Source organism: Nesterenkonia halophila, assembly GCF_009467795.1.
GTDB lineage: Bacteria > Actinomycetota > Actinomycetes > Actinomycetales > Micrococcaceae > Nesterenkonia > Nesterenkonia halobia.
Genome location: NZ_WIAX01000007.1, coordinates 38,373 through 64,227, shown reverse-complemented (window position 1 = coordinate 64,227; position 25,855 = coordinate 38,373). Strand labels below are relative to the sequence as shown.

Sequence of the window (25,855 nt, the reverse complement as noted above, 5' to 3'; positions counted from 1 at the left end):
GTCACCGGCCCCCGACGTCGGCGCCTTCTGCGGCCTCGTCGGCGTCTGCGGCTTCCCGGGCCGGCTCCAGCTCCGCGTCCACGCTGCCCGGCGCGCCGGCGATCCAGGCGGCGAGCCCCATCAGTCCGGCCAGCACGAGCAGCGCGATCAGCGGCACCTCCCAGGAGCCGGTGGCCTCGAGAACCACGCCCAGCAGAAGCGGTCCGACGGCGGCGAGCAGATAGCCGACCGGCTGCACGAAGCCCGACGTGCGGGCGGTGACCTCGGGGCGGCGGGTGCGCACCGTGATCAGCGCCAGCGCGGACGGGAAGGAGAAGCCGCCCACGGCCAGCCCGACGGCCCAGAGCCAGGGCAGGGTCGTCGGGGCCAGCAGCAGTCCGGCATAGCCGCACATCGCGGCGATCGCATAGCCGACCAGCACCGGACGGACGTGCCGGCCGCGGGCGACGATCTGCGGGGCGATGAACCCGCCGGGGATGCCGCCGGCGACGATGATGGTGACCATCAGTCCGGCAGTGACCGGATCCAGGCCGGCGTCTCGGTAGATCTGCGCGGCCCAGCCGAACTGCACGTAGGCGTGCAGCGACTGCAGGCCGAAGTACAGCGTCAGCGCCCAGACCCCGCGCGAGGCGGTGATCGCCCGCGGCCGGGCGCCGGCGGAGGACGGAGTGCGCGCGCCGAGGTCGGGAGTCGGCCCGAGCCCGCGCAGTGCGAGCCAGACGACCAGGGCGAGCACCGGCAGCGCGGCCCAGAGGCCCAGACCGGGTCGCCACCCGCCCAGCACGTCGGCCGCCGGAGCGGTCAGCAGCGTCGGCAGCGCCGCACCGAGGCCCAGGGCCATCATGAACACCGTGACCGCACGGGTCTGTGAAGTCGGGAAGCGCGCCTTGACGTAGACCGGCAGGACCACGTTGCCCATGGCCATGCCCGCCAGCGCCAGCGTGGTGAAGCCGGCGAAGGCCGCCCAGCCGTCGCCGAGCACGCGCACCAGCAGGCCGACGGCGATGGCGACGACGCAGAGCAGCAGCGCCCGGAACATGCCCAGGCGGCGGAGGACCAGGAAGGCCACCGCACCGAAGACGACGTAGGCGGCGCCGGGCAGCGCGGTCAGCAGCCCGGTCTGCCACCCCTGCAGCCCGAAGGCGGCCTCCACCTCGGCGAGCACCGGCCCCAGCGAGGTCGCCGCCGGGCGCAGGCAGGCGGCCATCAGCACGATGCTGAGCAACGCGAGCACTGTGCCGAAGCGGGACGACGTCGGCGAGGCCTCGCGCTGCCCGGCCTGTGCGGCGGGCTCCGGCAAGGCTTGTCGAGCAGGATCGTGGGCGATCTCCGGCGGGCGGTCCGTGTCGGCCTCGGATTCCATCGGACCCCTCTCATCCGCGCTGCCGCACGGCAGGTCTCTAACGCCGCACGATGCTTTTGGTATACCATATTTCCAAGGCCCCTCACCTGTCATCCCTGCAGGTCATGCCCCCGCTCCGAATGCCCGGTAGGCTGTCGAGGCTGCAGTTCCCGACGGATCGAGACGATGCTGCGAGACGGCGACGACCGCCCGGGCATCCATCTGCCACGCTTCCCGTGAGGCACGTCACTCCAGTATGTTGACTGCCTCACATGATCGATCTAGTCTCTGGGCCAGCTGATATATCAGTCGTCGACTTCACGCGCGATGCCCGGTCGACGCCAGCGACAGGGAAGATCCGATCATGGTGAAGACGCCCCCTCGCCCCACAGTCCGTCCGGGCACCCGGGAGAAGCCCGCGAGCCTGCGAATCCTCACCTACGCCGGAGCCATCATGGCTTTCCTCATCGGCTCCGGCTTCGCCACCGGGCAGGAGATTCTGCAGTATTTCTCCTCCTACGGCTACTGGGGCATCCTCGGGACGGGGCTGGTGGTCATGGTGCTGATCAGCTACGTCTGCGCAGAGTTCCTGCTCGTCGGACGCTCCGAGGCCTTCGAGAAGCCCAGCGACGTGTTCACCCACTACTGCGGGCGACACCTGGGTCGCTTCTTCGACATCTTCGCCGTGGTGTTCGTCTTCCTCAGCTTCACCGTGATGATCTCCGGCGCCGGGGCCGTGGTCCAGGAGCACTACGGGCTATCCAAATATCTCGGCGGCATCGGGCTGGCCGTGGCCGTCAGCCTCACCGTCTGGTTCGGACTGCGGAGCCTGGTGGATGTCATCGGCAGAATCGGCCCGGTGATCGTCATCATCGCCGTCGCCCTGGGCATCCTGGGCTTCATCCGCGATCCGGAAGAGATCGCCGCGGGAGTGGATCTACTGCCCGAGCTGGAGCTGACTCGGGCCTCCACGAACTGGCTCCTGGCGGGCCTCTCCTACGTGGGCTTCTGCATGCTGTGGCTGGCTTCCTTCCTCACCGCGCTGGGACGGACCGCCCGCAGTAGCCGAGAGGCCGCCTCCGGCGGGATTCTGGGAGGCGTCATATTCGCCGCCTCGTGCATGCTCGTCGGGCTGGGCCTGCTCGCTCACATCGTGCAGGTCAACGGCACTGAGATCCCGATGCTCGTCCTGGCGCGCGATCTGCATCCATTGCTCGCCTCCGGCATCTCCGTGATGATCCTGGCCGGCATCTACACGACCTCGATCCCGCTGCTGTGGACCGTCGCGTCCCGATTCCGCGCCGACCAGACGCCGGCGTTCAGGCGCCTGACCATCGCCCTCGCGGCCGCCGGTGCCGTCATCGGGCTGATCCTGCCATTCTCGCAGATGGTCAACATCGTCTACGTGGTCAACGGATATGTGGGCATCGTCCTGCTGGTCCTGATGATCGCCAGGACTCTCACCCGCCTCGTACGACGCCGCTCACGTCGCCCGGGCGCCGCCGCGTGAGGACTGCCCTCCGGGCCCAGTCAGACGACAGCGCGGACGGCTCGATCGAAATCGCTGACATGGGCGGCCGCCAGGCCCTCCGCACGGTCCGCGTCGCCGTCTAGGACGGCGCCCACTAAGGCGACATGCTCGCGGACATGGTCGCCCATCGGCGGGATACGGTCGATCATGGCGCACCACATCCGGGCGACCAGGTGGTCCAGGCGCACCAGCGTCTCCTGCAGGTGCCGACTGCATGCCGCCGCGCTGATCAGCCGATGAACGGCCAGATCATGCTCCAGCAGCGCTCGAGCGTCTACCTCCTCATCGAACTTCTCCATCGCCCGCAGGGCCTCGTCCAGGTCCCGCCGCATTGCCCCGCCGTGGTGCTGGGCGGCCCGCCGTGCGGCCAACGGCACGAGCACACTGCGCATCTCGGTGATCTCCGAGAGCTCGGTGACGTCGACTGTGGTCGCGAACGTCCCTCGACGGGAGAACGTCACCACGAGATGATCCGATTCCAGTCGCTTGAGCGCCTCGCGCAGGGGCGTGCGACCGACCCCCAGCTCGAGGGCCAGCACGCTCTCCCCGAGGGGAGCTCCCGGGCTGATGTCGAGCAGAACCAGCCGATCCCTCAGGACTCGGTAGGCGTAGTCGGCCAGCGATTCCTTCGACTCTCCCCGAGGGCCCGCGCCCTCGCCCGACGTCGCCATCATTCGTCGCCTCCTTCCGGTCGCCCCCGCCCGCTGCGGGGCCGGACTGCGTGCGGGGCGCCGACTCGCCAGCACCGGCGCTTCCGCGCCCGTCTCCCGTCAGACGACGAGTCGGGCCACAGGCTACCAAGGCCCTGAGCGCACCTGATGTGACGTCGTGGCCACGACGGCTGACGCGCCGTCGTGCTGTTGTGCTCGGCATCAACCAGAGCGCCTTGCACATGGGCTATTGCCGCCTCGACCGGGACCGGAGCGCCGCCAGCGGGATGCGCCAGTGATACCGCAGCGCCAACAGTCGAAGCGTGAGCACGCCGGCCGCGACGCCGCTGGCGGTGAATGCGTTGAACGCACCAAGATGCAACACCAACGTGATGGCACCGGCTCCGAGGAAGGCCGGGGCGGCGTAGACGCCTTCTGGATCGACGATCTGCGGCACCCTATTGGCGACGACGTCGCGCATGGTTCCCCCGCCGACAGCAGTGGTCACACCCAGTAGGACGGAAGCCACCGGGTTCAGCCCGGTCTCATGGGCGATGGTTGCGCCCATCACACAGAACAGCGAGAGACCCAGGGCGTCGAACACCAGCAGAGTGCGGCGAAGCCGGCCCTCATGGATCAGCCGGAGGAAAACTGCCATCACCGCCAACAGAACCGGGACCAGCAAAAGGGGTGAGGTGAAGGCCGTCGGCACACCCGCGTCGAGGAGCAGGTCACGGATCACCCCACCGCCGAGGCCGGCAAGACTGGCCAACAGCACCGAGCCGACGACGTCGAAGCCCTTGCGGGTGGCGAGTAGAGCGCCGGAGATGGCGAAGGCGAAGGTGCCGAGGAGCTCGAGTCCGAGCACCACGTGGTCCAGGGACATGCTGGCCTTCCGGTCGGCGGGGCGGGCGACCAGAGCAGAGTATCGGAATGTCGACGCTGCGGCTGAGGTCATCCGCGCCCACCCGGCCGAAGAAGGGCTCAAAGGAAAACCGGCTCAACCGGTACTCGTCGTTCGACTGAAAATCGAACGTACCTCAGAAGCCGCCATACGGCACACCCGACACTCACCCTCATTCAACTTGTCGCGCGGATGTTCTCCACGTACTCCTCGACGCGCTGCAGCATCTCAGCATCGTACGGCCCCCACTCCGGTCGCGGCGTCTCCGGACCGCGGTACTTCTCGTCACCATAGTGCCGCTGGTACTCGTCCAGCTTCACCTCCAGCTCGCCGCGGATCTCGGCATACTCCGGATCATCGGCGACGTTGCGCATCTCGTCGGGATCCTGCCGCAGGTCATAGAGCTCCCACTCCGACTCGAAGAGCCGCTCCGACGCCCCCGGGACGCCGAGTCCGGCACCGTAGTAATGGATCAGCTTGAACTCGCGAGTGCGGATGCCATAGTGCGCCGGAGCAGCATGGATCGGATCATCATGCTCCCAATAGCGGTAATAGGCCGCGTCGGGCCAGTCCTCGACTTCCTCGCCGCGCAGCAGCGGGCGGAAGCTGCGGCCCTGATTGGTCGGCAGCGCCTGATCGACGTCGACGCCGCAGACATCCAGGAACGTCGCGGCGAAGTCGACGTTGGTGATGATCCCCTCGCAACGGGTCCCGGCCTCGATCTCGGCGGGCCAGCGCATCAGCATCGGCATCTGCAGCGACGGGTCCAGCATCAGCCGCTTGTCGAACCATCCGTGGTCACCCAGGAAGAAGCCCTGATCGGAGGTGTAGACGACCAGAGTGTTCTCGGACAGTCCTTTCTCGTCCAGATGGTCGAGCAGCCGACCGACATTGTCATCGATGGACTGGATGCACTGCAGATAATCCCGCATGTAGATCTGGTACTTCCAGCTCATCCGCGCCCGACGATTCTCCGGCCCACGCAGATGCTCAGGCACCTCGGTCTTCAGGTCGTCGGCTCCCATGTCGTCGGCGATCGACATGTGCACCCCCTGCACCGCCCGGCTGCGGCTGACGTGATCGTCGAAGAAGGTCTCCGGCTCAGGGATGGAGCCGTCGTCGTAGAGATCCCGATGCTTCTCGTCGGGCACCCAGGGCCGGTGCGGGGCCTTGTGGTGGACCAGCATGCAGAACGGCTCGTCGTCCTCACGCTCGTCCAACCAGTCGATGGCCATGTCGGTGACGATGTCGGTGGCATAGCCCTCGACCACCTGGGATCCGTTCTCATCGATCATCTCCGGATCGATGTAGTCGCCCTGCCCCGGAAAGACTTTCCAGTCGTCGAAGCTGCGCGGCGCCGAGACCCCTTCCTCGCCGAGGTGCCACTTGCCGAAGAGCGAGGTCCTGTATCCGTTCTCCTTCAGCACGTCGATGAAGGTCGGCACGCGGTAGTCCATCTGCGTCCAGATCGAGGAGACGCCGTTGATGTGGCTGTAGGTGCCGGTCAGGATCGACGCGCGCGATGGGCTGCAGATCGCGTTGGTGCAGTAGACCGCGTCCAGCCGGGCGCCCTCAGTCGCCATCCGGTCCAGATGCGGGGTGTGATTGACGCGGCTGCCATAGGCCGAGATGGCGTGGGCGGCATGGTCGTCGGACATGACGAAGATGATGTTCGTGCGGGTCATATGTCCTCCAGGATGTCGTCGTCTCGTGAAGTCTCGGGGAATCTCAGAGAATCTCTTGGAGCCTCGCTCCCTGTCAGGAGTCCCACCGCCGGGGCGACGCCGATAGCACGGGCCGTCCGGCCCCTCGCCCGGCCAGCTGCGGCCGCAGCAGCAGATGCTCAGGCGGTTCTCCGTCGATGGCCGCCAGCACCAGGCGCGCAGCGGCCTCGCCGGCCTCGTGGAGCGGCAGCACCGAGTTCAGCACCCCCTCCCAGAGCTCGGGGTCCAGCGTGCCGGCGGCCAGGCCGCCCACCACCGCATCGGGCCTCCTGATGCGCACCTGGGCGCAGACGCGCTCGACGAACGTGCCCCAGGAGCTGAGCACCGCGACCGTCTCTCCGTCACCGTCCGGATCGTCCAGGTCGTCCAGCGCCTCGCCGACGGCGGAGTCGATCGCCACATCGATCGCCTGCTCGGACTCCGGCGGAGCACCCTCGTGGCGCATCACCGCTGGCATCAGGTCGGCGACGGACACCGATGCGACGCTGAGCTGCATGCCCGCATGCTCGCCCAGCACCGTCATCAGCGCCCGCTCCCGCTGCCGCTCGGCGCGGGAGGAGACGTCGGGGTGGACATAGACGAGCCGCCGCACCTCGCGCCGCCGGAACTCCTCGATCATCTGACGCACACCGTCCTCGTAGGAGAAGTCCACCGTGGAATGCTCCGGCTGCTCGCCATCCTCGCGCGGCCCGCAGTCCAGGGCCACGAAGGGAATGCGGTCGGCCTCCACAGCACCGAGCAGAGCCGATGGAACCTCTTCATCGTCATGACCGATGTAGATGACCCCGTCCAGGCGCCCGCCGCGGACCTCCTCGGTGCAGGAGACCTCGTCGACGGCGGGGATCAGCGCCAGGTGGTAACCGTGAGCGGTGAGCCCGGCCACCACACCTTGGACGATCCCCGCATAGCGCGGCACCGTCAGCGGACGGTCCAGGACCACCGCCACCGTCCGCGAGGAGCGCGCCTGCAGGGCCTGGGCGAGGCTGTTGGGCACATACCCCATCTCCCGGGCCAGCGTCCGGATGCGCGTCCGGGTCTCGGCGGCCAGCGTGACCGTCGAGGAGTCGTTCAGCGCGTAGGAGACCGTCGAGATCGAGACGCCGGCCCGCGCGGCGACGTCCTTGAGCGTGGGGCGCCCTCGCGTCATCTCATTCCTGCCTCTCCGAACGGCGCCGCGCCAGCACTGAACCGTTCTCCAGCACCGTGCGGCGACTCAGCGGATACCAGACCAGCAGCATCAGCACGACCAGGAGGTAGATGATGCCCGGAACCAGCGTCGCGACCGCATAGATGCCGTCCACCGTCGCCTGCGACTGGTCCTCGGTGCCGGACTGATAGCCGACGATCGCCAGCGCATAGCCGCCGAGGCCTCCGGCGATCGCCTGGCCCACCTTCCGCGCCCAGGTGTTGATGGCGTAGACGGTGCCGGCGTCGCGCTGACCGGTCCGCACCTCGCCGTCGTCGATCACATCCGTGATCATCGCCCAGACCAGCAGATTGAACGCGCCGACCCCGAAGCCGGCCAACAGAGTCAGACCGATGAAGACCCAGGGATCGGTGATGCCGGCGAAGTACACCCAGAAGTACACCGCCGACGTCACCAGCAGGGCGACACAGAGCACCTCCTTCTTGCCCAACCGCACCGCCAGGGCCGTGGCAATCGGAGCGAGAAGCAGCGCCGGCAGGTAGTTCACCACCTGAGCCGGGCCGGAAAGCTGTCCGTCGTTGAAGTACTCCAGCCACAGGTAGGGGGCGAGCGCCGAGGTCAGCAGAGCGCCGAGCATGAGGATCAGGTTGGCGCTGATCAGCGAGAGCAGCGCGCGGTTGCCGAGCAACGCGCCGAGGCTGCGCATCAGTCCGCGCTGCTCGCGCTGCGGCGGAGCGGGGACCCGCTCCAGAGTCCAGCGGAAGCAGAACCTGTGCATGACCACTGCGCAGGCGGAGAAGCCGATCGCGACGAACACCAGGTTCGTGGGGATCACTTGCGAGCTTCCGTCGATCGTCCCGTAAATGAGCAGCGGCGGCAGCAGCGAGACGATCAGTCCGGCGACGCTGGCGCCGGCACCGCGAAAGACCGACAGCGCCGAACGCTCGCCCGGGTCGTCGGAGACGACCGAGACCATCGAACCGTAGGAGATGTTGACCATGGTGTAGAACACCGACCCCCAGAGCAGGTAGGTCAGCGCGGCGTAGCTGAATTTGGCGGCGTAGGCCCAGTCGGCGATGAACGGCATGTACAGCAGCGCGCTGGCCACACCGACCGGCAGGGCCATGCGACCGATCCAAGTCCGGAATCGGCCGGCCGGACGAGGGCGGTGGCGGTCGAGGAATCGGCCCCACCCGATGTCGGTGAAGGCGTCGACGAAGCGCACCACCAGGAACAGGGTCCCGACGTGCCCGGCATTCAGCCCTGCGACGTCGGTGTAGAAGACCATGAGGTAGGCGGAGGCGAAGATGAACATGAAGTCATTGCCCAGGTCTCCCGTCAGATAACCGAGCTTGTCCTTCCGCCCAAACGGGCGGACTCCCGATCCGCCGGTGGCCGTCGACGTCGTCGCCGTCGTTGACATAGGTGCTCCTCTGCAGTCCACGCACTGCTGTGAACCGAATCACTGATGATGGTCCGGATCACAGTACGGAGCTCAAACGTTTGATACTAGCCCTCAAACGTTTGATCTCACCTCGCACCCGCAACTGGCCGCCCCGATGTCGGCCATCACACACACGAGCGGGCGGGGCGCGCATCCCGCGCACCCCGCCCGCTCGGCGTCGATCTCATCGTCGGTCAGCCGCCGTCACCCGCGCCCTGGGCCGGCGGCGACGCCGACGGTCACTTTTCGCCGGAGCCCTCAGAGGACGAGCTGCCGCCGCCGGAGCCCTCGGATGAGGAACCGGAGCCGCTCGACTCCTCGACCTCGAGCTCGTTCTCGATGTCAGCGTCCTTCTTGAGCTTCTTCACCTCAGCGACCAGAACCTCGTTCTGCTTCTGCTGAGTCAGCTCCTTCTCGATGGAGTCGCGCTGATCCTTGAAGGAGGGGACCTCAGGAGCGCTGCTGGACTCGCCCGAGCCCTGCGACTGCTGGGCCTCCATCTGCGACTCCATCTGCTGCTTCTGCTGCTTGTAGGCCTCCTTGAGCTCCTTCTCGGTAGGCTCCTCGTAGCCCAGGTCCTCGGCCAGCTTCTCCAGCAGCACGCTGTCCTCCGCATTGCCGCGCAGGAACTCCTCGGACACGCCCTGCTCCTCGGCAGTGGACAACAGCTCGTCCACGGAGCTCAGCTGCTGCTGCTCAGCAGCCTCCTTCAGCTGCGCCTCGATCTCGTCGTCGGACGCCTCCAGGTCCCGGTCCTTCGCCTCCTGGAGCGCGAGCTCGGTGTCGATCATCTGCGTGGCGACCTGGGCTTGCATCTGCTTCCGCTGCTCCTCGGGCAGCTCCTGGCCCTGCATCTGCGCCTGCTGGGCGCTGCTCTGGAAGGCGGGCTGGTAGCGAGTCTCGAAATCATCCTTGGAGATCTCTTCGCCGTTGACCGTGGCCACCACGTCGGGCACGTCGGACAGGTCGGGCTCGGGTCCAGCAGACTGGCTCGAGGACGAGCCGGCATCCGCCTCGGAGCCGTCGCCGGAGTCATCGGAATCGCCGCAGGCGCTCAGGCCCAGCACCAGCGCGAGCATCGCCGCGCTGCTCAGCAGCTTCTTGGACATGGAACTACCTCATTCGGGTCGACGGGGGCCGTGCCGGCCTCCGCTCCACACTAGACCCTCTGTCACGCCGTCGGCTGGACAGATCCTCTCCGCGGGCTGATCGCCATGACGCCGACCCCGGCCCCTGAACCACGCCCGCGACGCCGTCGCTCCGGTATCGTCGGCGCCGATGACCACCGCGCTGATCACCGGCTTCGATCCCTTCGCCGGCGCCGACCACAACCCGTCCTGGGACGTCGCCGAGGAGCTGGCCGCCCGCGCCGCCGACGGTCACCTCATCGCCCAGGCCGAGCACACCGGCCTGACCGTCGACGTGCACCGGCTGCCGGTGGTCCACGGGGCCGCGCTGGAGGCCCTCGACGCCGCGATCGCCGCCGTCGCGCCCGACGTCGTCCTCTGCCTGGGCCTGGCCGACGGCACCGACGCCGTCCGCCTGGAGCGGGTCGGCCTGAACCTGCGAGACGCCCGCATCCCGGACAATGCCGGCGCCCAGCCGGTGGACGAGCCGATCGTCGACGGCGGCGCGCCGGCCCTGTTCAGCACGCTGCGCCTGAAAGCCGCCCATGCCCGCATCACCGCGGCTCAGATCCCGGTGCAGCTGTCGCTGAGCGCGGGCAGCTTCGTCTGCAACGAGGTCCTCTACGGGCTGCTCCACCGCCTCCACGGCGGATCGGCCGAGCAGCAGGATGACGACGAGGCGTCCGCGCCGGTCCGCGGCGGCTTCGTCCACGTGCCGTCGCTGCGCGAGGCGGACTGCCCAGTGAGCCTGCAGCAGGCCGTCGAGGCGGTGGATCTGCTGCTCGCCGCCTCGCTGGACGACCGACCCGACGTCGAACACCCGGGCGGCGCGCTGCACTGACGACGGCCTGCGGCGGACCGCGTCCCCGCACCCGGACGCGGAGGAAGCCCCCATCGATCGTCCAGCAGACGCCCAGCGCCGGGCGCTAGAGTCGCCGGTCATGATGACCAGTGCGGCCGCCGTCCGCGAGGGGCCTCGATGACGCCCCGCACCGCCTCCCGCGCCGACGCCCGCGACCCGGGCCCGGCGCCGCAGGCCGCGCGTCGCGCCATGGGCTTCGGAGTCTGGCTGATGGGCGGCATCCTGGTCTACCCGACAGTCCGCGGACTGGCGGAGATCGTGCTGTTCGCCGTGCGTCAGGGGCGACCGGCCGCCGACCTGCCCGTCGCGATGATCGTGCTGGCCGCAGTCCTCACCGCAGTCCCGGTGTTCCTGGGCCTGCTGATCGGCACGCTGCGCGTGCGACGCGCCCTGGCGCACACTCCCTGGATCACCACGCTCTGCTGTCTCCTGGTCGCCGGGACGACGCTGCTGCCCGCGCCGCCGGGCTGAGCCGCGCCCGCCCGCGATACCCTGACTGACGATGAGCGCGCCGAAGAGATCCCGCCCCGAGAAGACCGCGCCGAAGGCCTCCTCGACGTCGGCGTCGAGCTCCGCCTCGCGACCCGCCGGCCGCGGCTCGCGCATGCGCTGGGCCCGCTGGCTGTGGGCAGTGGTGATCACCGTCGTGCTGGGCGCGCTGCTCTTCGAGTTCACGATGGTCTGGACCATCGGCGTCGGCACCTACATGATCACCATGGGCGAGCTGACCGGGCTGTGGTTCCTGGTCGCCGGCTACGTGCTGGCCTGTGTGCCGCCGGCCTTCGGCCTGCTGGTGGGCACCGGCGGCTTCTGGCGCAGCATGACCCACGCGCTGTGGATCGGACTGATCTACGGCGTCGTCGGCTTCCTCTTCCTCGATCAGCTGGCCGGCCTGACCGTCTGACCCGTCGGGCGACGATCCGGGCCGCCCGCGCAAGGGGCCTGCCGCGTGTCCCCGGCGACTCCTAGGCTGTGACCATGGCGGACATCGACGGCCGATCCGTCCCGCCGCCCCCGCCCCGACCAGCAGGAGGCACGCCCCATGGACGCTGCACCCACCACCCCAGGCCCGACGTCGACCGCCGAGACCGGGCGGTGGCTCGTCGTCGTCGACACCGACGACGTCGACGTCCGCCACCGCGAGGTCCCCGAGATGCTGGCCGCCGAGGGGCTGAGCGTCGTCGGCTATTATCCGCGGCTGGGCGTGGCCGTCGTCGAGCGCGACGACGACCGCCTGGAAGGGCTGCGGCTGCGCTGCCGACAGCGGCGGCGCCCGCTGACCCTGCTGCCCGAACGCACGTACCAGGCGCTGGACCGACCGGGCGACGCCGCAGACTCGACCGCTCCGGCCGACCCGCCCTTCGCCGACACCGCCGAGCACACCTGGGGACTGCAGGCCGTGCGCGCCGTCGCCTCCGCAGCCACTGGAGCCGGGGTGAAGGTCGCCGTCCTGGACACCGGCTTCGCCGTGGACCACCCGGACTTCCGCGACCATCAGATCACCGCAGAGTCCTTCATCGACGGCGAAGGCCCCGAGGACGGCCACGGACACGGCACCCACTGCATCGGCACCGCCTGCGGCCCGCGCACCGCCGGGACGGTGCGCGGCTACGGCGTCGCACCGGAGGCCGAGATCTTCGCCGGCAAGGTGCTCGGCGCCGACGGCGGCGGATCGGACGCCTCGATCCTGGCCGGACTGGACTGGGCGCTGCAGCAGGAGTGTGCGGTGATCTCGATGTCGCTGGGATCCGACGTCCGCGAGGTCCACCCGCCCTATGTCGCCGCCGGGCGTCGGGCGCTGGAGCAGGGCTCGCTGATCGTCGCCGCCGCGGGCAACAACGCCTCCCGCTCCGCCGGCGACCCCGGATTCGTCGGAGCCCCGGCCAACAGCCCCTTCGTGCTCGCCGTCGGGGCTGTCGACGCCGAGCTGGGCATCGCCGACTTCTCGGCCCGGACGCTGCCCCGGCGCGGCGGGCAGGTCGACGTCGCCGCGCCCGGCGTGGAGATCTTCTCCTCCTGGGCCGGCGAGCAGCGGCACCGCACGATCAGCGGGACCTCGATGGCGACGCCGCACGTCGCCGGCGTCGCCGCCCTGCTGGCCGAGAGCACCGGACTGCGCGGCCGCGCCCTGTGGGCCGCGATCGTCCAGGAAGCGGTGCGGCTGGACCTGCCCTCGCTCGACGTCGGCTCCGGGCTGACCGTCGTGCCGCCGGTCGAGCAGCTCGCCGAGGCCCCTGCGGAGGAACCCGCCGAGGATCCCGCCACCTGAGCGGCGCCCGCCCCCGGCTCGGACGCCCGAGCCTGGGGCGGGCCCGCCGGGCCGGGCTACGCTGACCCCATGGCACACGATGAGCCGACCACCGCCTGGATCGTCACCGTCGACGAGCGCCGGACGGACTCCCTCGACGCGGTGGCCGCAGCGCTGGAGGCCTGCGGCCTCTGCGTCGACCGGGTGCTGCCCGCCGCCGGGATGATCCACGGCCGGGCGGACCGGGCCCGACGCGAGGCCCTGGCCGCCGTCGACGGTGTGGCCTCGGTGGACCCGGTCCGGGACGTGAGCATCGCTCCGCCCGAGGCCGACGTGCAGTGAGCCGGCCGGTCGGGCTCAGGCCGCCGCGCGGCCCGGCACCATGCCGTGCGGGTCGATGACGAACTTCCGCGCCGCGCCGTCGTCGAACGCCCGGTAGCCCTCCGGCGCACCATCCAGGTCGATGGTCGTGGCGTTGACCGCCTTGGCGATCTGGGCCTTGTCGTGCAGGATCATGTTCATCAGCTGCCGGTTGTAGGACTTCACCGGGCACTGACCCGTGGCGAAGGTGTGCGACTTCGCCCAGCCCAGTCCCAGCCGGACCCCGATCGTGCCCTCCTCGGCGGCGGCGTCGACCGCGCCGGGATCCCCCGTCACGTAGAGCCCGGGGATGCCGATGCCACCGCCCGCCGTAGTGACGGTCATACAGTCGTTGAGCACAGTGGCCGGCGCCTCTCCGGCACCTTCGCCATGAGCCCGCGCCTCGAAGCCGACGGCGTCGATCGCGGCATCGACTTCGGGAGCGCCGAGCACCTCGGCGATCTTGTCGGCCAGCTCACCGTCGGTGCTGAGGTCGATGCCCACGCAGCCGAAGCTCTCCGCCTGGTCGAGTCGAGCCCGGTTCATGTCGCCGACCAGCACCGCCGAGGCGCCGAGCAGCTGGGCCGAGTGCGCGGCCGCCAGGCCCACGGGCCCCGCCCCGGCGACGTAGACCGTCGATCCGGTGGTGACCCCGGCGGTGTAGGCACCGTGATAGCCGGTGGGGAAGATGTCGGAGAGCATGGTCAGGTCCATGATCTTGTCCAGAGCCTGGTCACGGTCCGGGAACTTCAGCAGGTTGAAGTCCGCATAGGGGACCATCACGTACTCGGCCTGCCCGCCGATCCAGCCGCCCATGTCCACATAGCCGTATGCGGCGCCGGCGCGGGCCGGGTTCACGTTCAGGCAGATGCCGGTCTTGCCCTCGTCGCACATCCGGCAGCGGCCGCAGGCGATGTTGAACGGCACCGAGCAGATGTCGCCCTCGCCGACGAAGAGCACGTCCTCGCCGGTCTCGACGACTTCGCCGGTGATCTCGTGGCCCAGGGTCTGGCCGACCGGGGCGGTGGTGCGGCCGCGGACCATGTGCTGGTCCGAGCCGCAGATGTTGCTGGTGACGACCTTCAGGATCGCGGCATGCGGAGCCTTCTTCGGGATGCCGAAGTGGTCCGCCACCTGACCGGGGATCTCCAGGGAGGGATAGTCCATCGACTGGACCTCCACCTCGCCGGGCGACTTATAGGTGACGATGCGATTCGAGCTGCTCATGGCTGGACTCCTGCTTCGCTGAGGATGATGTGTGTCACATTCCGCTCCTCACACTCACAGCCGCAGGCTCCCGTGGCAAGAGGTGCGGCCCTGCCTTTCCGAAGCCGCTGAGGTGGACCTCCGAGGGTCGGTCAGCTCGCCGCCGGGGCCAGCTCCCCGACGTCGACCCAGGCGCCCAGCACCCGGGCGATGCCCTCGTCGTCGTGGGTCGCGGTGACGACGTCGGCGGCCTCGCGCGTCTCGGCGATCGCGTTGCCCATCGCCACCCCGACGCCGGCGGTGCGCAGCATGGTCACGTCGTTGCCGTTGTCGCCGAAGGCCATGGTCTGCTGCACCGCGATCCCCTCGGCGCGGCAGAAGTCGGTCAGCGCGCTGGACTTGTCCACTCCCGAGATGGTCGCCTCCAGGTAGATCCGCGAGGAATACGTCAGCTCGATCTGCTCGGCGAAGCGCTCGCGCAGCGCGGCCTCGAGCACCTCCAGCTCGGCGCGCTCGGCGCAGAAGAGGATCTTGGTCGGGTCGAGGCCGGGCCGGGCGACGTCGTCGACCGCACGCAGCGCGAGCCCGTTGCCGGCGGCCTCGTGGATCGCCTGCGGGTGGGCGTCGTCGCCGACCACCAGCTCGTCGTCGTGCGGCAGCATGATCAGCACGCCGTGCTCGAGCCCGCAGGTGATCAGCGGCTCGGCCAGCGCCGGATCGACCGGATGCCGGGCCAGCTCCTCGCCGGAGGCCTGGTCGACGACCACCGACCCGTTGAGCCCGGCGAGGATGAGGTCCTCGCCCAGTCCGCAGCGCTCGGCCAGCGCCCGCAGCCCGGGGATCGGCCGGCCGGAGGCGAGCATGATGCGCGTGCCCGCCGCGCGCAGCCCGTCCAGCGCCCGCAGCGTGCCCGGCTGGGGCCGCTTCGTGGAGTCGAGCAGAGTGCCGTCGATGTCGAAGGCGACCAGACGGGGCGGGGCGGAGAAGGTCTCGGGCGTCATCTCAGTCGTCACGCCCCGATCCTATCGGCCGGGCTCACCGGTTGGTCATCTGCCGGTCGGCTCCCCGTCGCGCCGTCGCCATCTGCATCGAGGAGGATCGGCGACGGCCATCCCCGCGTTCGACCCGAGAGGGAGCATCGTGACCGACCGTCGCACCCATGTCCTGGCCGGCCTCGCCGCCGTCGCCTTCATCTCCGTGCCCACCGCCGCCCATGCCGCGCCCGCCCAGGCCGCCGCGTCCGCGCAGGACGGGCGTCCCGCCCACGTCGCGGTGACCGAGGTCGCCCACCGCGGCTCCAGCGCCGAGGCCCCGGAGAACACCCTCGCCGCCGTGCAGGAGGGCATCGCCGACCGCGCCGACTATGTGGAGATCGACGTCCAGCGCTCCGCCGACGGCGAGCTGGTGGTCATCCACGACGTCGACCTGACCCGGACCACCGACGTCGAACAGGTCTTCCCGGAGCGGGAGTCCTACCAGGTCGGCGACTTCACGCTGGCCGAGCTCAAGCAGCTCGACGCCGGCTCCTGGAAGTCCGCGGAGTTCGCCGGCGAGCGTATCCCCACCCTGCAGGAGGTGCTGGACGTGCTGCGCCCCTCGGCGTCCGGGCTGCTGCTGGAGATGAAGTCGCCGGCGCTCTACCCGGGCATCAGCGAGGACCTGGTGGCCGCGCTGCAGGCGCAGCCGGGCTATCTGCCCTCGACGACGGCGAACGACCGGCTGGTCGTGCAGTCCTTCGACTGGGAGTTCATGACCGAGTTCAACCAGCAGCTGCCGCAGGTCACCGCCGGGCTGCTCGGCGAGCCCACCGACGCGCAGATGGAGGAGTTCTCCTCCTGGGCCGATCAGATCAACCCGCATCACAGCGTGGCGACGCCGGAGTTCGTCGACCGGGTGCACGAGCTGGGCATGGAGACTCTGGTCTACACGGTCAACGACCCGGCGCGGATGGAGACGCTGGTGGACAACGGCGTCGACGGGATCATCACCGACGAGCCCGATGTGCTGGACGAGGTGCTGCGCGGGCTCTGAGCTGGAGTCCTGGGACGCCGCTCACCGCTGCGGCGCGTGCCGGGCGATCAGGTCCCGGCCGCGGGCGAGCATCGTCTCGCGCAGATGCTCCGGGGCGCGGACCTCGACGCCGGGCACGGCCAGCAGCTGGGCGGCCGCGATGTCCGCGCGCTCGACGGTGAGCTCCAGCACCAGCCGCTCACCGTCGTCGTCGGCCACGCTGTGGCCGACGGGGTGCTCCAGGGCGCCGTCGACGTCGACGCCGGGCAGCGCGGCGCGCAGCGCCGGGATCGAGGACTCCGGGATCTCCAGCCGCACCCGCAGGTGGAATACCGAGGCCTCGAACTCGGCCCGCGCGGCGCGCCAATGCTCGGCCAGCGAGAAGCACTCCGGTCGCCGGCACGGGTCCTCGCGGACGACGGCGTCGAGGATCCGCGCGAGCCGGTAGGTGCGCACCGTCCCGCGATGGGCGGCGACGAGGTACCAGCGGTCGGTCTTGAGCACCAGGCCGAGCGGGTCCAGCAGCCGGTCCGTCGGCGGGCGATCCGAGCGCTCGTAGCGCACCGACAGGCGCCGGTCCTGCCACACCGCGCGGGAGACCTCGGGCAGCGCCGGCGGGCGCTCTGGCTCGGTGAACCAGCGGCCGTGGTCGATGTGGACTCGCTCGGCCGCCCGTTCTGCTGCGCCGGCCGTCGCGCCGTCGGTCTCGGCGCCCGCCGTCCCGGGACTCGCGGCGAGCATCTTCGCCCGGGCGGCCTCGAACTCCGCGGCCAGGCCGAGCTCGCCCGCGCCGGCCGCGCCGATCAGCAGAGCCTGCACCTCGGCACCGGTCATCCCGGTCAGCGGCGAGCGCCAGCCCTCGACCAGCCCGACGCCGCCGGCCGGGCCCGTGCGCGTCCACAGCGGCACCCCGATCTCCTGCAGCGCGACCAGATCCCGCTGGACGGTGCGCTCAGAGACGCCGTGCCGGTCGGCCAGCCGGGCGACGGTGGTGCGGCGCAGCCGGGTGAGCTCCATGAGCACCGCGATCAGCCGTGAGGTCCGCATAGGAGGAATCCTAGAGATTCCCGACGCCGGTTGTCGTGGATCGCCGGCAGACTCACCGGCACGGCACATCCGTGATCGACGAGGAGGCATCCGATGACCGCACGTACCGAGCCCCATTCCACAGAGCCCGCACCCGCCGCCCAGCCGTCGACGCCGGACCTGACCGGCCGCATCGCCCTGGTCGCCGGCGCGACCCGCGGGGCCGGCCGGGCGATCGCCGTCGAGCTCGGCCGTGCCGGCGCGACCGTCTACTGCACCGGCCGCTCCACGCGCGGGGCTCCGTCGGACTACGGGCGCGACGAGACGATCGAAGGCACTGCCGAGCTGGTCGCCGCGGCCGGCGGGACCGCGCATCCGGTCGTCGTCGACCATCTGGACCCCGAGGCGGTGCGCGGGCTGATCGAGCGCCTCGACGCCGAGCAGGGCGGTCTGGACATCCTGGTCAACGACATCGGCGGCGAGGCCTACGTCGAGTTCGACGTCCCGCTGTGGGAGTACGACCTCGAGGCCGGACGGAGGCTCTTCGACACCGGGTTCCTCACGCATCTGACCACAAGCCAGCGTGCGCTGGAGCTGCTGATCCGACGGCCCGGCGGGCTGGTGGTGGAGGTGACCGACGGGACGCGGGACTACAACGCCGACCATTTCCGCGGCACGGTCTTCCTGGACGTCGCCAAGACCGCCGTGGATCGGCTGGCGTTCGCCGAGGGCCACGAACTGGCCGCCCACGGCGGGACGGCGGTGTCGGTGACGCCGGGCTGGCTGCGCTCGGAGATGATGCTCGAGGGCTTCGGCGTCACCGAGGAGACCTGGCGCTCCGCCGCGGAGGCCAACCGCGGGGTCTCCGGGGCGATGCCGCCCTACGAGTTCGTCATCTCGGAGACACCGACGATGCTCGCCCGCGGGATCGCCGCGCTGGCCGCCGACGACGAGCGCGCGGCGTGGAACACCCGTTCGACCAGCTCCCACGAGCTCGCCGAGCATTACGGGCTCACCGACGTCGACGGCTCCCGTCCGAACGCCTGGACCTTCATCCCGCTGCTGGAGACGACTCCGGCCGAGGAGATCGACGTCGCCGCGCACCGGTGAGCGACGCGACTCCCCGCGTCGAGCGGCGGGCGCTCACCGGCCATGGGCCCCGCCTGCCGCCTCGTCGCCGTCGTCGTCCTCGGTGACCGACCGCTCGGCCCGGCCTCTGGTCGGGTGCGGATGGTCGCGCCGGTAGCGGATCGTCTCGACCACGAAGTAGGCCAGCGGCCCGAGGAGCGGCACACAGACGATGATCACCGCCCAGGTCGCCGCCCGTGCGGGAGGGTGCCGGGCCTGGATGAGTGCCATCACCGCCGCCAGGGCCAGCATCCCGGCGGCGATCAGCCCGATGCGCAGCCACCAGGGGGCGACGACGTCGCCCGAGGCGTCCTGCGCGGCGGTGAGGACGAGCAGCGGCAGGTCGGTCATAGTCATGCCAGCGTAGGCCGCCAGCCCCACCGTTGACATCGACCGGCGGCTCCGCGCGCGATCCGGGTGTCACGTCCTCGCCCTGATGTCACGTCCGGGCCCGGACGTGAGATCAGGGTCAGGACGTGACACCTTGCGGCAGCGGTCCTACAGGTCCTGGGCCATGTCCTGGAAGCGGGCGTAGTGGCCCTGGAAGGCGACGACGATGTCCTTGGTGGGCCCGTTACGGTTCTTGGCGACGATGATGTCGGCCTCGCCGGCGCGCGGGGACTCCTTGTCGTAGACCTCCTCGCGATGGAGCAGCAGCACCATGTCCGCGTCCTGCTCGATCGAGCCGGACTCGCGCAGGTCCGAGACCTGCGGGCGCTTGTCGGTGCGCTGCTCGGACCCGCGGTTCAGCTGGGAGAGCGCGACGATCGGCACGTCGAGCTCCTTGGCCAGGAGCTTCAGCGTTCGCGAGAACTCGCTGACCTCCTGCTGGCGGGACTCGACGCGCTTGCCGGAGGAGAGCAGCTGCAGATAGTCGAGCACGATGACCTTGAGGTTGTTCTTCTGCTTCAGCCGCCGGCACTTCGCGCGGATCTCCATCAGCGACATGTTCGGCGAGTCGTCGATGAACAGCGGCACCTCGTTGAGCTTGTCCACCGCCAGCGACATCTTGTCCCAGTCGTCGTCGCGGATGTCGCCCTTGCGCAGATCCTGGAACTGGATCTTCGCCTCGGCGGAGAGCAGCCGCATCGCGATCTCGTTGCGCCCCATCTCCAGCGAGAAGAACGCCGCCGTCATCCCGTTGGTGACCGCCGCGGCGCGCGCGAAGTCCAGCGCCAGGGTCGACTTGCCCATCGCCGGACGCGCGGCGACGATGATCATCTGCCCGCCGTGGAAGCCGTGGGTGAGGTCGTCGAGGTCGCGGAAGCCGGTCGGGATGCCGGTCAGGCCGCCGTCGTGGTTGGCGTTGGTCTCGATCTCGTCGATCGTCGGCACCAGCACCTCGGAGAGCGCGACGTAGTCCTCACTCTGTCGGTTCTCGGCGACGTTGTAGATCTCCGCCTGCGCCTCGTCGACGATGCTCTCGACCTCGCCGTCGGCGGTATGGCCGAGCTGCGCGATCTTCGTTCCGGCCTCGACCAGCCGCCGCAGGATCGCCCGCTCGCGCACGATCTCCCCGTAGAAGGCCGCGTTCGCCGCGGTCGGCACCGACTGGGCGAGGTTGTGCAGATACGCCGGCCCGCCGGCGCGCTGCAGCTCCTGGCGCTTGGTCAGGTGGTCGGAGATCGTGACGACGTCGGCGGGCTCGCCGCGGCCGTAGAGGTCGACGATCGCGTCGTAGATCAGCTCGTGGGCCGGACGGTAGAAGTCATGACCCTTGAGGACCTCGACGACGTCGGCCACCGCATCCTTGGACAGCATCATGCCGCCGAGCACGGACTGCTCGGCCACCATGTCCTGCGGCGGAGTGCGGGCCTCCATGCTGGGCGGGGCGGCGTCGTAGGCTTCCAAGCTCACCGGTGATCCTCCGTGGGGTCGTGCAGCGGACAGTCGTCGCACAGCGACGCCGCCGGATCGGCGGCACCCTCCATCATGTCACCCTCGCCAGAACGCCGCGCCCGCGCCGGAAGGGCTGTGCAGGAGTCTGCCGGCGGCGCGCGGCCCGCCGGACGCGGACGACGACGGCGGCGCGAGCGGCTCGTGGGCGACCACATGCTCGGCGGCCCGCGCCGGCCAGGCGTCCAGCTGCTCGGGCGTCGCCGCGACCGCCAGCCGCGAGCCCTCGAGGAGCTCGTGCAGCCGCTCGGCGGTGGCGATCGGATGCGCCGGGTCCTCGGTCCAGGCCAGGAGCAGCGTGGGGATCTCCAGCCCCGCGATCCGCTCCGGGTCGGGCAGGTCGGAGTCGGCCGCGCCGCGCAGCACCGAACCCAGCACCTCGGCGGCGACGGCGGGCTCCTCGCGGCGGGGACGGCCGGCCAGCGCCGGCGGGGCCGCGGCCTGGGCACGGGCGCGCACGAAGCTGTCGACGCCGCGGGATTCGACGACGGCGGCGGTGCGGCGGTACTGCCCGGCCTGCGTCGCGCGGGTCTCCCAGGCGGTCGGCGGAGTCAGCAGAGTCAGCGAGGCGAATCGCTCGGGCTCGACCAGCGCGGCGTGCAGCAGCGTCGCCGCGCCCATCGAGGGGCCGACGGCGTGGACGGCCTCGCCGGGGAGGATCGTCTCCAGCACCCTCAGCAGATCCTCGGCCAGCCGCGGCCAGGTGTGGTCGGCGGCGACGGGACGGCCGGTCGAGGCCCCGTGGGCGCGGGCGTCGCAGCGCAGCACCCGGCGCTCGGCCAGCTGCCCGGTCATGTCCAGTCCGGACTCGCCCGCCCGGGCGGTGCAGGAGGTCAGTCCGTGCAGCTGCACGACGGGAGCGAGGTCCTCGCCGCCGGAGCCGCCTGCTCCCCCGGTGGGACGACTGAGCTCGCAGGCCAGCGTCGCGCCGTCGACGGAGATCGTCTCCACGCTGCTGCTCACCTCGTCCATCTGGTCATCGTGCTCGGTCATGGTGCCTGCGCGAAGCCGCCGGAGCCGCCTGCAAGCCTCACGGGCAGACCTCGACTCCCCAGACTACGCCTCGGCGGCCGACCGCGGCGTCCCGGCGTGGGCGCCGCCGGGATGCGCGATCCGCCGCAGCGGCCCGCGCCGTCGTCGCCCGATGCTCGGACGGACGACGACGCGGGCGGGCCGGGTCCTCGCGCCGCGCACCCCGGCCCAGAGGCGGCTCAGACCCGGCTCAGCTCTGTCCGCCGGCGGCCTTGACGCCGCCGGGCACCGGATCCTTCCCCTCGCGGCGACGCAGCACCAGCGATTCGTGGGTCGGGGCCTGGGGAGTGGTCTCCGGCGCGCGGGCGGCGACCTCCCGCCGCAGCACCGGCACGACCTCCTCACCGAGCATGTCGAGCTGCTCGAGCACCGTCTTCAGCGGCAGGCCCGCGTGGTCCATGAGGAACAGCTGACGCTGATAGTCGCCGGCGTACTCGCGGAAGCTCAGCGTGCGCTCGATGACCTGCTCAGGGCTGCCGACGGTCAGCGGGGTCTGCTCGGTGAAGTCCTCCAGCGACGGTCCGCCGCCGTAGACCGGGGCGTTGTTGAAGTACGGACGGAACTCGCGGACGGCGTCCTGGGAGTTGCGCCGCATGAACACCTGCCCGCCAAGCCCCACGATCGCCTGGTCGGCGGAGCCGTGGCCGTACTCCTCGTACCGCTGCCGGTACATCTCGATCATCCGTCCGGTGTGCTCCTTGTTCCAGAAGATGTTGTTGTGGAAGAAGCCGTCGCCGTAGTACGCGGCCTGCTCGGCGATCTCCGGGCTGCGGATGGAGCCGTGCCAGACGAAGGGCGGCACGTCGTCGAGCGGCCGCGGCGTCGCGGTGAAGCCCTGCAGCGCCGTGCGGAAGCGACCCTGCCAGTCGACGTCGCTCTCCCGCCACAGCCGGTGCAGCAGCGCATAGTTCTCCACCGCGAGCGGGATGCCGGCGCGGATGTCCTTGCCGAACCAGGGGTAGACCGGGCCGGTGTTGCCGCGGCCCAGCGTGAGGTCCACCCGGCCCTCGGCGAGGTGCTGGACATAGGCGTAGTCCTCGGCCAGCCGCACCGGATCAGTGGTGGTGATCAGCGTGGTCGCCGTGGAGAACCGGATGCGCTCGGTCTGGGCGGCGAGGTGGGCCATGAGGATCGGCGGGTTGGCCGGGGCGACGAAGGGCGGGTTGTGGTGCTGGCCCATCGCGAAGACGTCCAGGCCGACCTCCTCGGCCTTCTTCCCAATCGCGACCATGGCCTTGATCCGCTCGTGCTCCGTGGGGGTGCGACCCGTCGTCGGGTCCGGGGTGACATCGCCGATGCTGAAGATTCCGAACTGCATGTCCGCTCCTGACGTGATGGGGAGGAGCCGGGTCCGCCGGCTGCCTCGGAGGCTGAGTGTCGACGGCGGGGCCGCCGTCGAATATTTCAGATTTGAATCATCCAGTCCTTCTCAACACCTCGCCCCCGTCGGCTATTCCACCCTGACGGCGTCAGCGGGGCCCACCTCTCGGTGGCTGACCTGGAGCGCACTCTCCGGCGCGACACCTCTGCCCAGAGTGTGGAGATCCTGTGGATAATGGGCGCCCCAGAGGCTTATACACCCTCTGCGGACGGCGCGGCAAGGACTGTCCTCCACGACTCCATCCACGGGAAGAAATCCTGAATTCACAGGTGTGACGCCACGTCGCCCCAGGTCAGAAGCACTACTGGGGATGGCGGGGATGAATATCCACAGCGGGTCCCCAGGGTTGTGCACAGGACACGCCGCACACTTCACACGTTCTCCACAAGCTTGCCCCGGCGACCTGTTGCCAGTCTCACGGACGCGCCATATGGTGTCTGACATCCCCCACTCGCAGGGCGGGTATTGGCTGACTCCTTCGGCGTGCATCCGCCCACCTGCCGACCGGCTGCACTGACCGGCTCGGTCTCGGGAGTGCGGCGGTCGCCCGACCGGTGACCGTCGGTCCTCCGAGCCCGGTCGCAGGCCAGCCCGACCGGCCGGCAGTCGACGGCGGCAGTCACGCCGTCGTGCGAGTGACGGCGGCGAGGCCGACGAGGCCCCGCGCACGCCGCGGGCCGCAGCATGACGATCCGCCGGACCGGCTCGATGCCGGCCGGATGGTCAGCGCGGCGCGCGAGGATCGGGCGGAACACAGCATCGGATCGCCGAGCGTCCGGCGATGGGAAGGGAATCACGGCGCCGTCCGCCCGCGGACGGCCGCGCGGCCCCGGCCGACCGGCGCCGGCTCGACGGGCGACGTCGTGATTCTGCCGGACGCCCGGCGATCCGATCCCGCACGTCATGCCGCCCGGGCGCACCCCGTCCGGACACACCTCGGGCCCCGGAAGGACGGATCCTTCCGGGGCCCGAGGCGTATGGGCGGCCGGGCCCTCACCGGAGTCGCCGGCGGGCCCGTCGCATCACTTCTCCGCGACGACCTGCAGGTCGAGCGAGGCGGTGACGTCCGCGTGCAGCTTGACCGTGGCGGTGTACTCGCCGAGGGCCTTGATCCGCTGCGGGATCTCGACAGTGCGCTTGTCGATCGAGCCGAGGCCGGCGGACTCGACGGCCTGGGCCACGTGGGCCGGGCCGACGGTGCCGAACAGGCGGCCGTTCTCGCCGACCTTCACCGAGATGGTGACCTGGGCCGACTGCAGCTTCTCAGCCGCGGCGCGGGCCTCCTCCACGGTCTCGATCTCCCGGGCGCGACGAGCCGCACGGAGCCGCTCGACGTCCTTCTCGCCGCCCTTGGACCACGCCATCGCGTAGCCCTGCGGCAGCAGGTAGTTGCGCGCGTAGCCGTCCTTGACGTCGACGACGTCGCCCGCGGCACCCAGACCGGTGACTTCCTGAGTCAGGATGAGCTTTGCCATATCTGTGTTCCTTTCCTTCCCAGACAGTCTGAGGATCAGCCGCGGCCTGCGCCGGAGTACGGCAGCAGGGCCATCTCACGAGCGTTCTTGATCGCCTGGGCGATCTTGCGCTGCTCCTGGACGGTCACGCCGGTGACGCGGCGCGCACGGATCTTGCCTCGGTCGGAAATGAACTTCCGCAGCAGGGCGGTGTCCTTGTAGTCGATGACCGTGATGTCTGCAGCCTTCAGCGGGTTCGCCTTGGGCTTCGGCTTCTTGACGTCAGCCTTTGCCATCGTGGTGCTCCTTCACTGGATCGGAGCCCGCAGGTGATCCTGCGGGATGGTGGATGTGGTGTGGATGAGCCGTGGGCCCTCCGCTCCGGTCAGCGCCGGATCAGAAGGGGGGCTCGTTGCTGTCAGGCGTGTCCCAGCCTCCGCCGCCGGAGGGCTGGCCGCCCCACGGGTCGGAGGCGCCGCCGCCGAAGCCGCCGGAGGACTGCTGCGGGGCGCCGCCGAAGCCGCCGCCGGCCGGTGCGCCGCCGCCGAAGCCTCCGCCGGACTGTCCTCCGCCGTTGAAGCCTCCGCCGCCGCGGCCCTGGCGCGTGACGCTCGCCGTGGCGAAGCGCAGCGAGGGGCCGATCTCGTCGACGTCGAGCTCCCAGGCGGTGCGACGCTCGCCCTCCTTGGTGTCGAACGACCGGGCCTTGAGGCGACCCTGGGCGACCACGCGGGTGCCCTTGGTGAGCGACTCGGCGGCGTTCTCCGCCGCCTCCCGCCACAGGGAGCAGCGCATGAACAGCGTCTCGCCGTCCTTCCACTCGTTGGCCTGGCGGTCGAAGAACCGCGGCGTGGAAGCGATGGTGAAGTTCGAGACGGCCGCACCCGAGGGGGTGAAGCGCAGCTCCGGGTCCGCCGTCAGGTTACCGACAACGGTGATGATGGTCTCGCCGGCCATGTTCAGCTCCTAAGAAGGGGGTGCCTGACAGGTGGATCGGCTCGCGGAGGAGCCGGTCCGTGCAGAGGATCAGGCGACGCGCTGGTCCTCGGGACGGATGATCTTGGTGCGCATGATCGTCTCGTTCAGGCGCAGCAGACGGTCGAGCTCGGCAGCCGAGTCCGGGGTCGCGTGGAAGTCGACGACGGCGTAGACGGCCTCGTTGTTCTTCTTGATCTCGTAGGCCAGGCGACGACGTCCCCAGACGTCGATCCCCTCCACGGAGCCGCCGTCGCGCTTGACGATCTCCATGTACTTGGCCAGGGTCGGCTCCACGGTGCGCTCGTCCACCTCGGGGTCGACGAGCACCATCAGTTCATAGTGACGCATTGTGTGAACCCACCTCCTTCGGTCTTGCGGTCACGGGCCTTCCGTAACAGGAGGTTC

26 protein-coding genes are annotated in these 25,855 nt (G+C 70.2%); 8 read left to right on the top strand and 18 right to left on the bottom strand.

The features are described 5' to 3' along the window. Window position 1: 1 nt before the first annotated feature. Window positions 2-1,363, bottom strand: coding sequence for an MFS transporter (locus tag GCL72_RS03515; protein WP_153143332.1), 1,362 nt, complete (start codon window positions 1,361-1,363; stop codon window positions 2-4). A gap of 343 nt (window positions 1,364-1,706) precedes the next feature. On the opposite strand from GCL72_RS03515, the gene GCL72_RS03510 reads away from it, so the two are divergent. Further along, entirely contained in the window at window positions 1,707-2,852 is a 1,146-nt protein-coding gene (locus tag GCL72_RS03510) for a YkvI family membrane protein (protein WP_153143331.1), read from the top strand. A gap of 20 nt (window positions 2,853-2,872) precedes the next feature. On the opposite strand, the gene GCL72_RS03505 is transcribed toward GCL72_RS03510, so the two are convergent. From GCL72_RS03505 to GCL72_RS03480, 6 genes are all read right to left on the bottom strand, one after another. Then, window positions 2,873-3,547, bottom strand: coding sequence for a GntR family transcriptional regulator (locus GCL72_RS03505; protein WP_343030138.1), 675 nt, complete (start codon window positions 3,545-3,547; stop codon window positions 2,873-2,875). Between the two features lie 223 nt (window positions 3,548-3,770). Beyond that, window positions 3,771-4,409, bottom strand: coding sequence for a trimeric intracellular cation channel family protein (locus tag GCL72_RS03500; RefSeq protein WP_153143330.1), 639 nt, complete (start codon window positions 4,407-4,409; stop codon window positions 3,771-3,773). A gap of 194 nt (window positions 4,410-4,603) precedes the next feature. Next, window positions 4,604-6,112 (bottom strand): sulfatase family protein, encoded by a 1,509-nt coding sequence (locus GCL72_RS03495; RefSeq protein WP_153143329.1) that lies wholly within the window; start codon window positions 6,110-6,112, stop codon window positions 4,604-4,606. Between the two features lie 73 nt (window positions 6,113-6,185). Continuing rightward, window positions 6,186-7,298 (bottom strand): LacI family DNA-binding transcriptional regulator, encoded by a 1,113-nt coding sequence (locus GCL72_RS03490; protein ID WP_153143328.1) that lies wholly within the window; start codon window positions 7,296-7,298, stop codon window positions 6,186-6,188. Between the two features lies 1 nt (window position 7,299). Continuing rightward, a complete protein-coding gene (locus GCL72_RS03485) occupies window positions 7,300-8,721 on the bottom strand; it encodes an MFS transporter (protein ID WP_153143327.1) in 1,422 nt (473 codons plus the stop codon). A 260-nt stretch (window positions 8,722-8,981) separates the two neighbouring features. Further along, complete coding sequence (locus GCL72_RS03480) at window positions 8,982-9,851, bottom strand: SurA N-terminal domain-containing protein (protein ID WP_153143326.1); 870 nt, start codon at window positions 9,849-9,851, stop codon at window positions 8,982-8,984. 169 nt (window positions 9,852-10,020) lie between these two features. On the opposite strand from GCL72_RS03480, the gene GCL72_RS03475 reads away from it, so the two are divergent. The 5 genes from GCL72_RS03475 (at window position 10,021) to GCL72_RS03455 (ending at window position 13,321) form a co-directional block, all read left to right on the top strand. Continuing rightward, the gene (locus GCL72_RS03475) at window positions 10,021-10,710 is read left to right on the top strand and encodes a pyroglutamyl-peptidase I (RefSeq protein WP_153143325.1); all 690 of its coding nucleotides are present in this window, start codon (window positions 10,021-10,023) and stop codon (window positions 10,708-10,710) included. A 138-nt stretch (window positions 10,711-10,848) separates the two neighbouring features. Beyond that, window positions 10,849-11,202: a hypothetical protein gene (locus GCL72_RS03470; RefSeq protein ID WP_153143324.1), complete on the top strand. Its 354-nt coding sequence runs from the start codon at window positions 10,849-10,851 to the stop codon at window positions 11,200-11,202. 31 nt (window positions 11,203-11,233) lie between these two features. After that, the gene (locus tag GCL72_RS03465) at window positions 11,234-11,635 is read left to right on the top strand and encodes a hypothetical protein (protein WP_153143323.1); all 402 of its coding nucleotides are present in this window, start codon (window positions 11,234-11,236) and stop codon (window positions 11,633-11,635) included. 138 nt (window positions 11,636-11,773) lie between these two features. Further along, window positions 11,774-13,000 carry a S8 family serine peptidase gene (locus GCL72_RS03460; protein ID WP_153143322.1) on the top strand — a complete coding sequence of 409 codons (1,227 nt, stop codon included), beginning with the start codon at window positions 11,774-11,776 and terminating at the stop codon, window positions 12,998-13,000. A 69-nt stretch (window positions 13,001-13,069) separates the two neighbouring features. Continuing rightward, window positions 13,070-13,321 (top strand): hypothetical protein, encoded by a 252-nt coding sequence (locus GCL72_RS03455; protein ID WP_153143321.1) that lies wholly within the window; start codon window positions 13,070-13,072, stop codon window positions 13,319-13,321. 15 nt (window positions 13,322-13,336) lie between these two features. Here GCL72_RS03455 and fdhA read toward each other — a convergent pair whose 3' ends face one another. Then, window positions 13,337-14,566, bottom strand: a complete 1,230-nt coding sequence (gene fdhA, locus GCL72_RS03450) for a formaldehyde dehydrogenase, glutathione-independent (protein ID WP_153143320.1) — start codon at window positions 14,564-14,566, stop codon at window positions 13,337-13,339. A gap of 131 nt (window positions 14,567-14,697) precedes the next feature. Then, on the bottom strand, window positions 14,698-15,558 hold the full coding sequence (locus GCL72_RS03445; protein WP_153143319.1) for an HAD family hydrolase: 861 nt from the start codon (window positions 15,556-15,558) through the stop codon (window positions 14,698-14,700). A 127-nt stretch (window positions 15,559-15,685) separates the two neighbouring features. On the opposite strand from GCL72_RS03445, the gene GCL72_RS03440 reads away from it, so the two are divergent. Next, the gene (locus tag GCL72_RS03440; RefSeq protein WP_153143318.1) at window positions 15,686-16,576 is read left to right on the top strand and encodes a glycerophosphodiester phosphodiesterase; all 891 of its coding nucleotides are present in this window, start codon (window positions 15,686-15,688) and stop codon (window positions 16,574-16,576) included. Between the two features lie 21 nt (window positions 16,577-16,597). Here GCL72_RS03440 and GCL72_RS03435 read toward each other — a convergent pair whose 3' ends face one another. Next, window positions 16,598-17,602, bottom strand: a complete 1,005-nt coding sequence (locus tag GCL72_RS03435; protein ID WP_170289547.1) for a helix-turn-helix transcriptional regulator — start codon at window positions 17,600-17,602, stop codon at window positions 16,598-16,600. Window positions 17,603-17,695: 93 nt separating this feature from the next. Here GCL72_RS03435 and GCL72_RS03430 point away from each other — a divergent pair, with 93 nt between their 5' ends. Further along, window positions 17,696-18,691, top strand: a complete 996-nt coding sequence (locus GCL72_RS03430; RefSeq protein WP_153143316.1) for an SDR family oxidoreductase — start codon at window positions 17,696-17,698, stop codon at window positions 18,689-18,691. A gap of 33 nt (window positions 18,692-18,724) precedes the next feature. On the opposite strand, the gene GCL72_RS03425 is transcribed toward GCL72_RS03430, so the two are convergent. The 8 genes from GCL72_RS03425 to rpsF all read right to left on the bottom strand — a co-directional run bounded on the left by GCL72_RS03425 (window position 18,725) and on the right by rpsF (window position 25,798). Next, window positions 18,725-19,066 carry a PLD nuclease N-terminal domain-containing protein gene (locus GCL72_RS03425; RefSeq protein ID WP_170289546.1) on the bottom strand — a complete coding sequence of 114 codons (342 nt, stop codon included), beginning with the start codon at window positions 19,064-19,066 and terminating at the stop codon, window positions 18,725-18,727. Window positions 19,067-19,207: 141 nt separating this feature from the next. Beyond that, window positions 19,208-20,530 carry a replicative DNA helicase gene (gene dnaB, locus GCL72_RS03420; RefSeq protein ID WP_153143347.1) on the bottom strand — a complete coding sequence of 441 codons (1,323 nt, stop codon included), beginning with the start codon at window positions 20,528-20,530 and terminating at the stop codon, window positions 19,208-19,210. 114 nt (window positions 20,531-20,644) lie between these two features. Then, entirely contained in the window at window positions 20,645-21,598 is a 954-nt protein-coding gene (locus GCL72_RS03415) for an alpha/beta fold hydrolase (RefSeq protein ID WP_246160989.1), read from the bottom strand. Between the two features lie 229 nt (window positions 21,599-21,827). After that, window positions 21,828-22,955 (bottom strand): LLM class flavin-dependent oxidoreductase, encoded by a 1,128-nt coding sequence (locus tag GCL72_RS03410; RefSeq protein WP_153143314.1) that lies wholly within the window; start codon window positions 22,953-22,955, stop codon window positions 21,828-21,830. A gap of 1,085 nt (window positions 22,956-24,040) precedes the next feature. After that, window positions 24,041-24,493: a 50S ribosomal protein L9 gene (rplI, locus tag GCL72_RS03405; protein WP_153143313.1), complete on the bottom strand. Its 453-nt coding sequence runs from the start codon at window positions 24,491-24,493 to the stop codon at window positions 24,041-24,043. 35 nt (window positions 24,494-24,528) lie between these two features. Continuing rightward, window positions 24,529-24,768, bottom strand: a complete 240-nt coding sequence (gene rpsR / locus GCL72_RS03400) for a 30S ribosomal protein S18 (protein WP_010525624.1) — start codon at window positions 24,766-24,768, stop codon at window positions 24,529-24,531. A 100-nt stretch (window positions 24,769-24,868) separates the two neighbouring features. Beyond that, window positions 24,869-25,429, bottom strand: a complete 561-nt coding sequence (locus tag GCL72_RS03395; RefSeq protein ID WP_153143312.1) for a single-stranded DNA-binding protein — start codon at window positions 25,427-25,429, stop codon at window positions 24,869-24,871. Window positions 25,430-25,498: 69 nt separating this feature from the next. After that, on the bottom strand, window positions 25,499-25,798 hold the full coding sequence (gene rpsF / locus GCL72_RS03390) for a 30S ribosomal protein S6 (RefSeq protein ID WP_153143311.1): 300 nt from the start codon (window positions 25,796-25,798) through the stop codon (window positions 25,499-25,501). Between the last annotated feature and the right edge of the window lie 57 nt (window positions 25,799-25,855).

Excerpts from the sequence above, each read along its gene's own strand:
- GCL72_RS03515 (WP_153143332.1), bottom strand. The coding sequence starts at position 1,363 with ATGGAATCCGAGGCCGACACGGACCGCCCGCCGGAGATCGCCCACGAT.
- GCL72_RS03510 (WP_153143331.1), top strand. The coding sequence starts at position 1,707 with ATGGTGAAGACGCCCCCTCGCCCCACAGTCCGTCCGGGCACCCGGGAG.
- GCL72_RS03505 (WP_343030138.1), bottom strand. The coding sequence starts at position 3,547 with ATGATGGCGACGTCGGGCGAGGGCGCGGGCCCTCGGGGAGAGTCGAAG.
- GCL72_RS03500 (WP_153143330.1), bottom strand. The coding sequence starts at position 4,409 with ATGTCCCTGGACCACGTGGTGCTCGGACTCGAGCTCCTCGGCACCTTC.
- GCL72_RS03495 (WP_153143329.1), bottom strand. The coding sequence starts at position 6,112 with ATGACCCGCACGAACATCATCTTCGTCATGTCCGACGACCATGCCGCC.
- GCL72_RS03490 (WP_153143328.1), bottom strand. The coding sequence starts at position 7,298 with ATGACGCGAGGGCGCCCCACGCTCAAGGACGTCGCCGCGCGGGCCGGC.
- GCL72_RS03485 (WP_153143327.1), bottom strand. The coding sequence starts at position 8,721 with ATGTCAACGACGGCGACGACGTCGACGGCCACCGGCGGATCGGGAGTC.
- GCL72_RS03480 (WP_153143326.1), bottom strand. The coding sequence starts at position 9,851 with ATGTCCAAGAAGCTGCTGAGCAGCGCGGCGATGCTCGCGCTGGTGCTG.
- GCL72_RS03475 (WP_153143325.1), top strand. The coding sequence starts at position 10,021 with ATGACCACCGCGCTGATCACCGGCTTCGATCCCTTCGCCGGCGCCGAC.
- GCL72_RS03470 (WP_153143324.1), top strand. The coding sequence starts at position 10,849 with ATGACGCCCCGCACCGCCTCCCGCGCCGACGCCCGCGACCCGGGCCCG.
- GCL72_RS03465 (WP_153143323.1), top strand. The coding sequence starts at position 11,234 with ATGAGCGCGCCGAAGAGATCCCGCCCCGAGAAGACCGCGCCGAAGGCC.
- GCL72_RS03460 (WP_153143322.1), top strand. The coding sequence starts at position 11,774 with ATGGACGCTGCACCCACCACCCCAGGCCCGACGTCGACCGCCGAGACC.
- GCL72_RS03455 (WP_153143321.1), top strand. The coding sequence starts at position 13,070 with ATGGCACACGATGAGCCGACCACCGCCTGGATCGTCACCGTCGACGAG.
- fdhA (WP_153143320.1), bottom strand. The coding sequence starts at position 14,566 with ATGAGCAGCTCGAATCGCATCGTCACCTATAAGTCGCCCGGCGAGGTG.
- GCL72_RS03435 (WP_170289547.1), bottom strand. The coding sequence starts at position 17,602 with ATGCGGACCTCACGGCTGATCGCGGTGCTCATGGAGCTCACCCGGCTG.
- GCL72_RS03430 (WP_153143316.1), top strand. The coding sequence starts at position 17,696 with ATGACCGCACGTACCGAGCCCCATTCCACAGAGCCCGCACCCGCCGCC.
- GCL72_RS03425 (WP_170289546.1), bottom strand. The coding sequence starts at position 19,066 with ATGACTATGACCGACCTGCCGCTGCTCGTCCTCACCGCCGCGCAGGAC.
- dnaB (WP_153143347.1), bottom strand. The coding sequence starts at position 20,530 with ATGGAGGCCCGCACTCCGCCGCAGGACATGGTGGCCGAGCAGTCCGTG.
- GCL72_RS03415 (WP_246160989.1), bottom strand. The coding sequence starts at position 21,598 with ATGACCGAGCACGATGACCAGATGGACGAGGTGAGCAGCAGCGTGGAG.
- GCL72_RS03410 (WP_153143314.1), bottom strand. The coding sequence starts at position 22,955 with ATGCAGTTCGGAATCTTCAGCATCGGCGATGTCACCCCGGACCCGACG.
- rplI (WP_153143313.1), bottom strand. The coding sequence starts at position 24,493 with ATGGCAAAGCTCATCCTGACTCAGGAAGTCACCGGTCTGGGTGCCGCG.
- rpsR (WP_010525624.1), bottom strand. The coding sequence starts at position 24,768 with ATGGCAAAGGCTGACGTCAAGAAGCCGAAGCCCAAGGCGAACCCGCTG.
- GCL72_RS03395 (WP_153143312.1), bottom strand. The coding sequence starts at position 25,429 with ATGGCCGGCGAGACCATCATCACCGTTGTCGGTAACCTGACGGCGGAC.
- rpsF (WP_153143311.1), bottom strand. The coding sequence starts at position 25,798 with ATGCGTCACTATGAACTGATGGTGCTCGTCGACCCCGAGGTGGACGAG.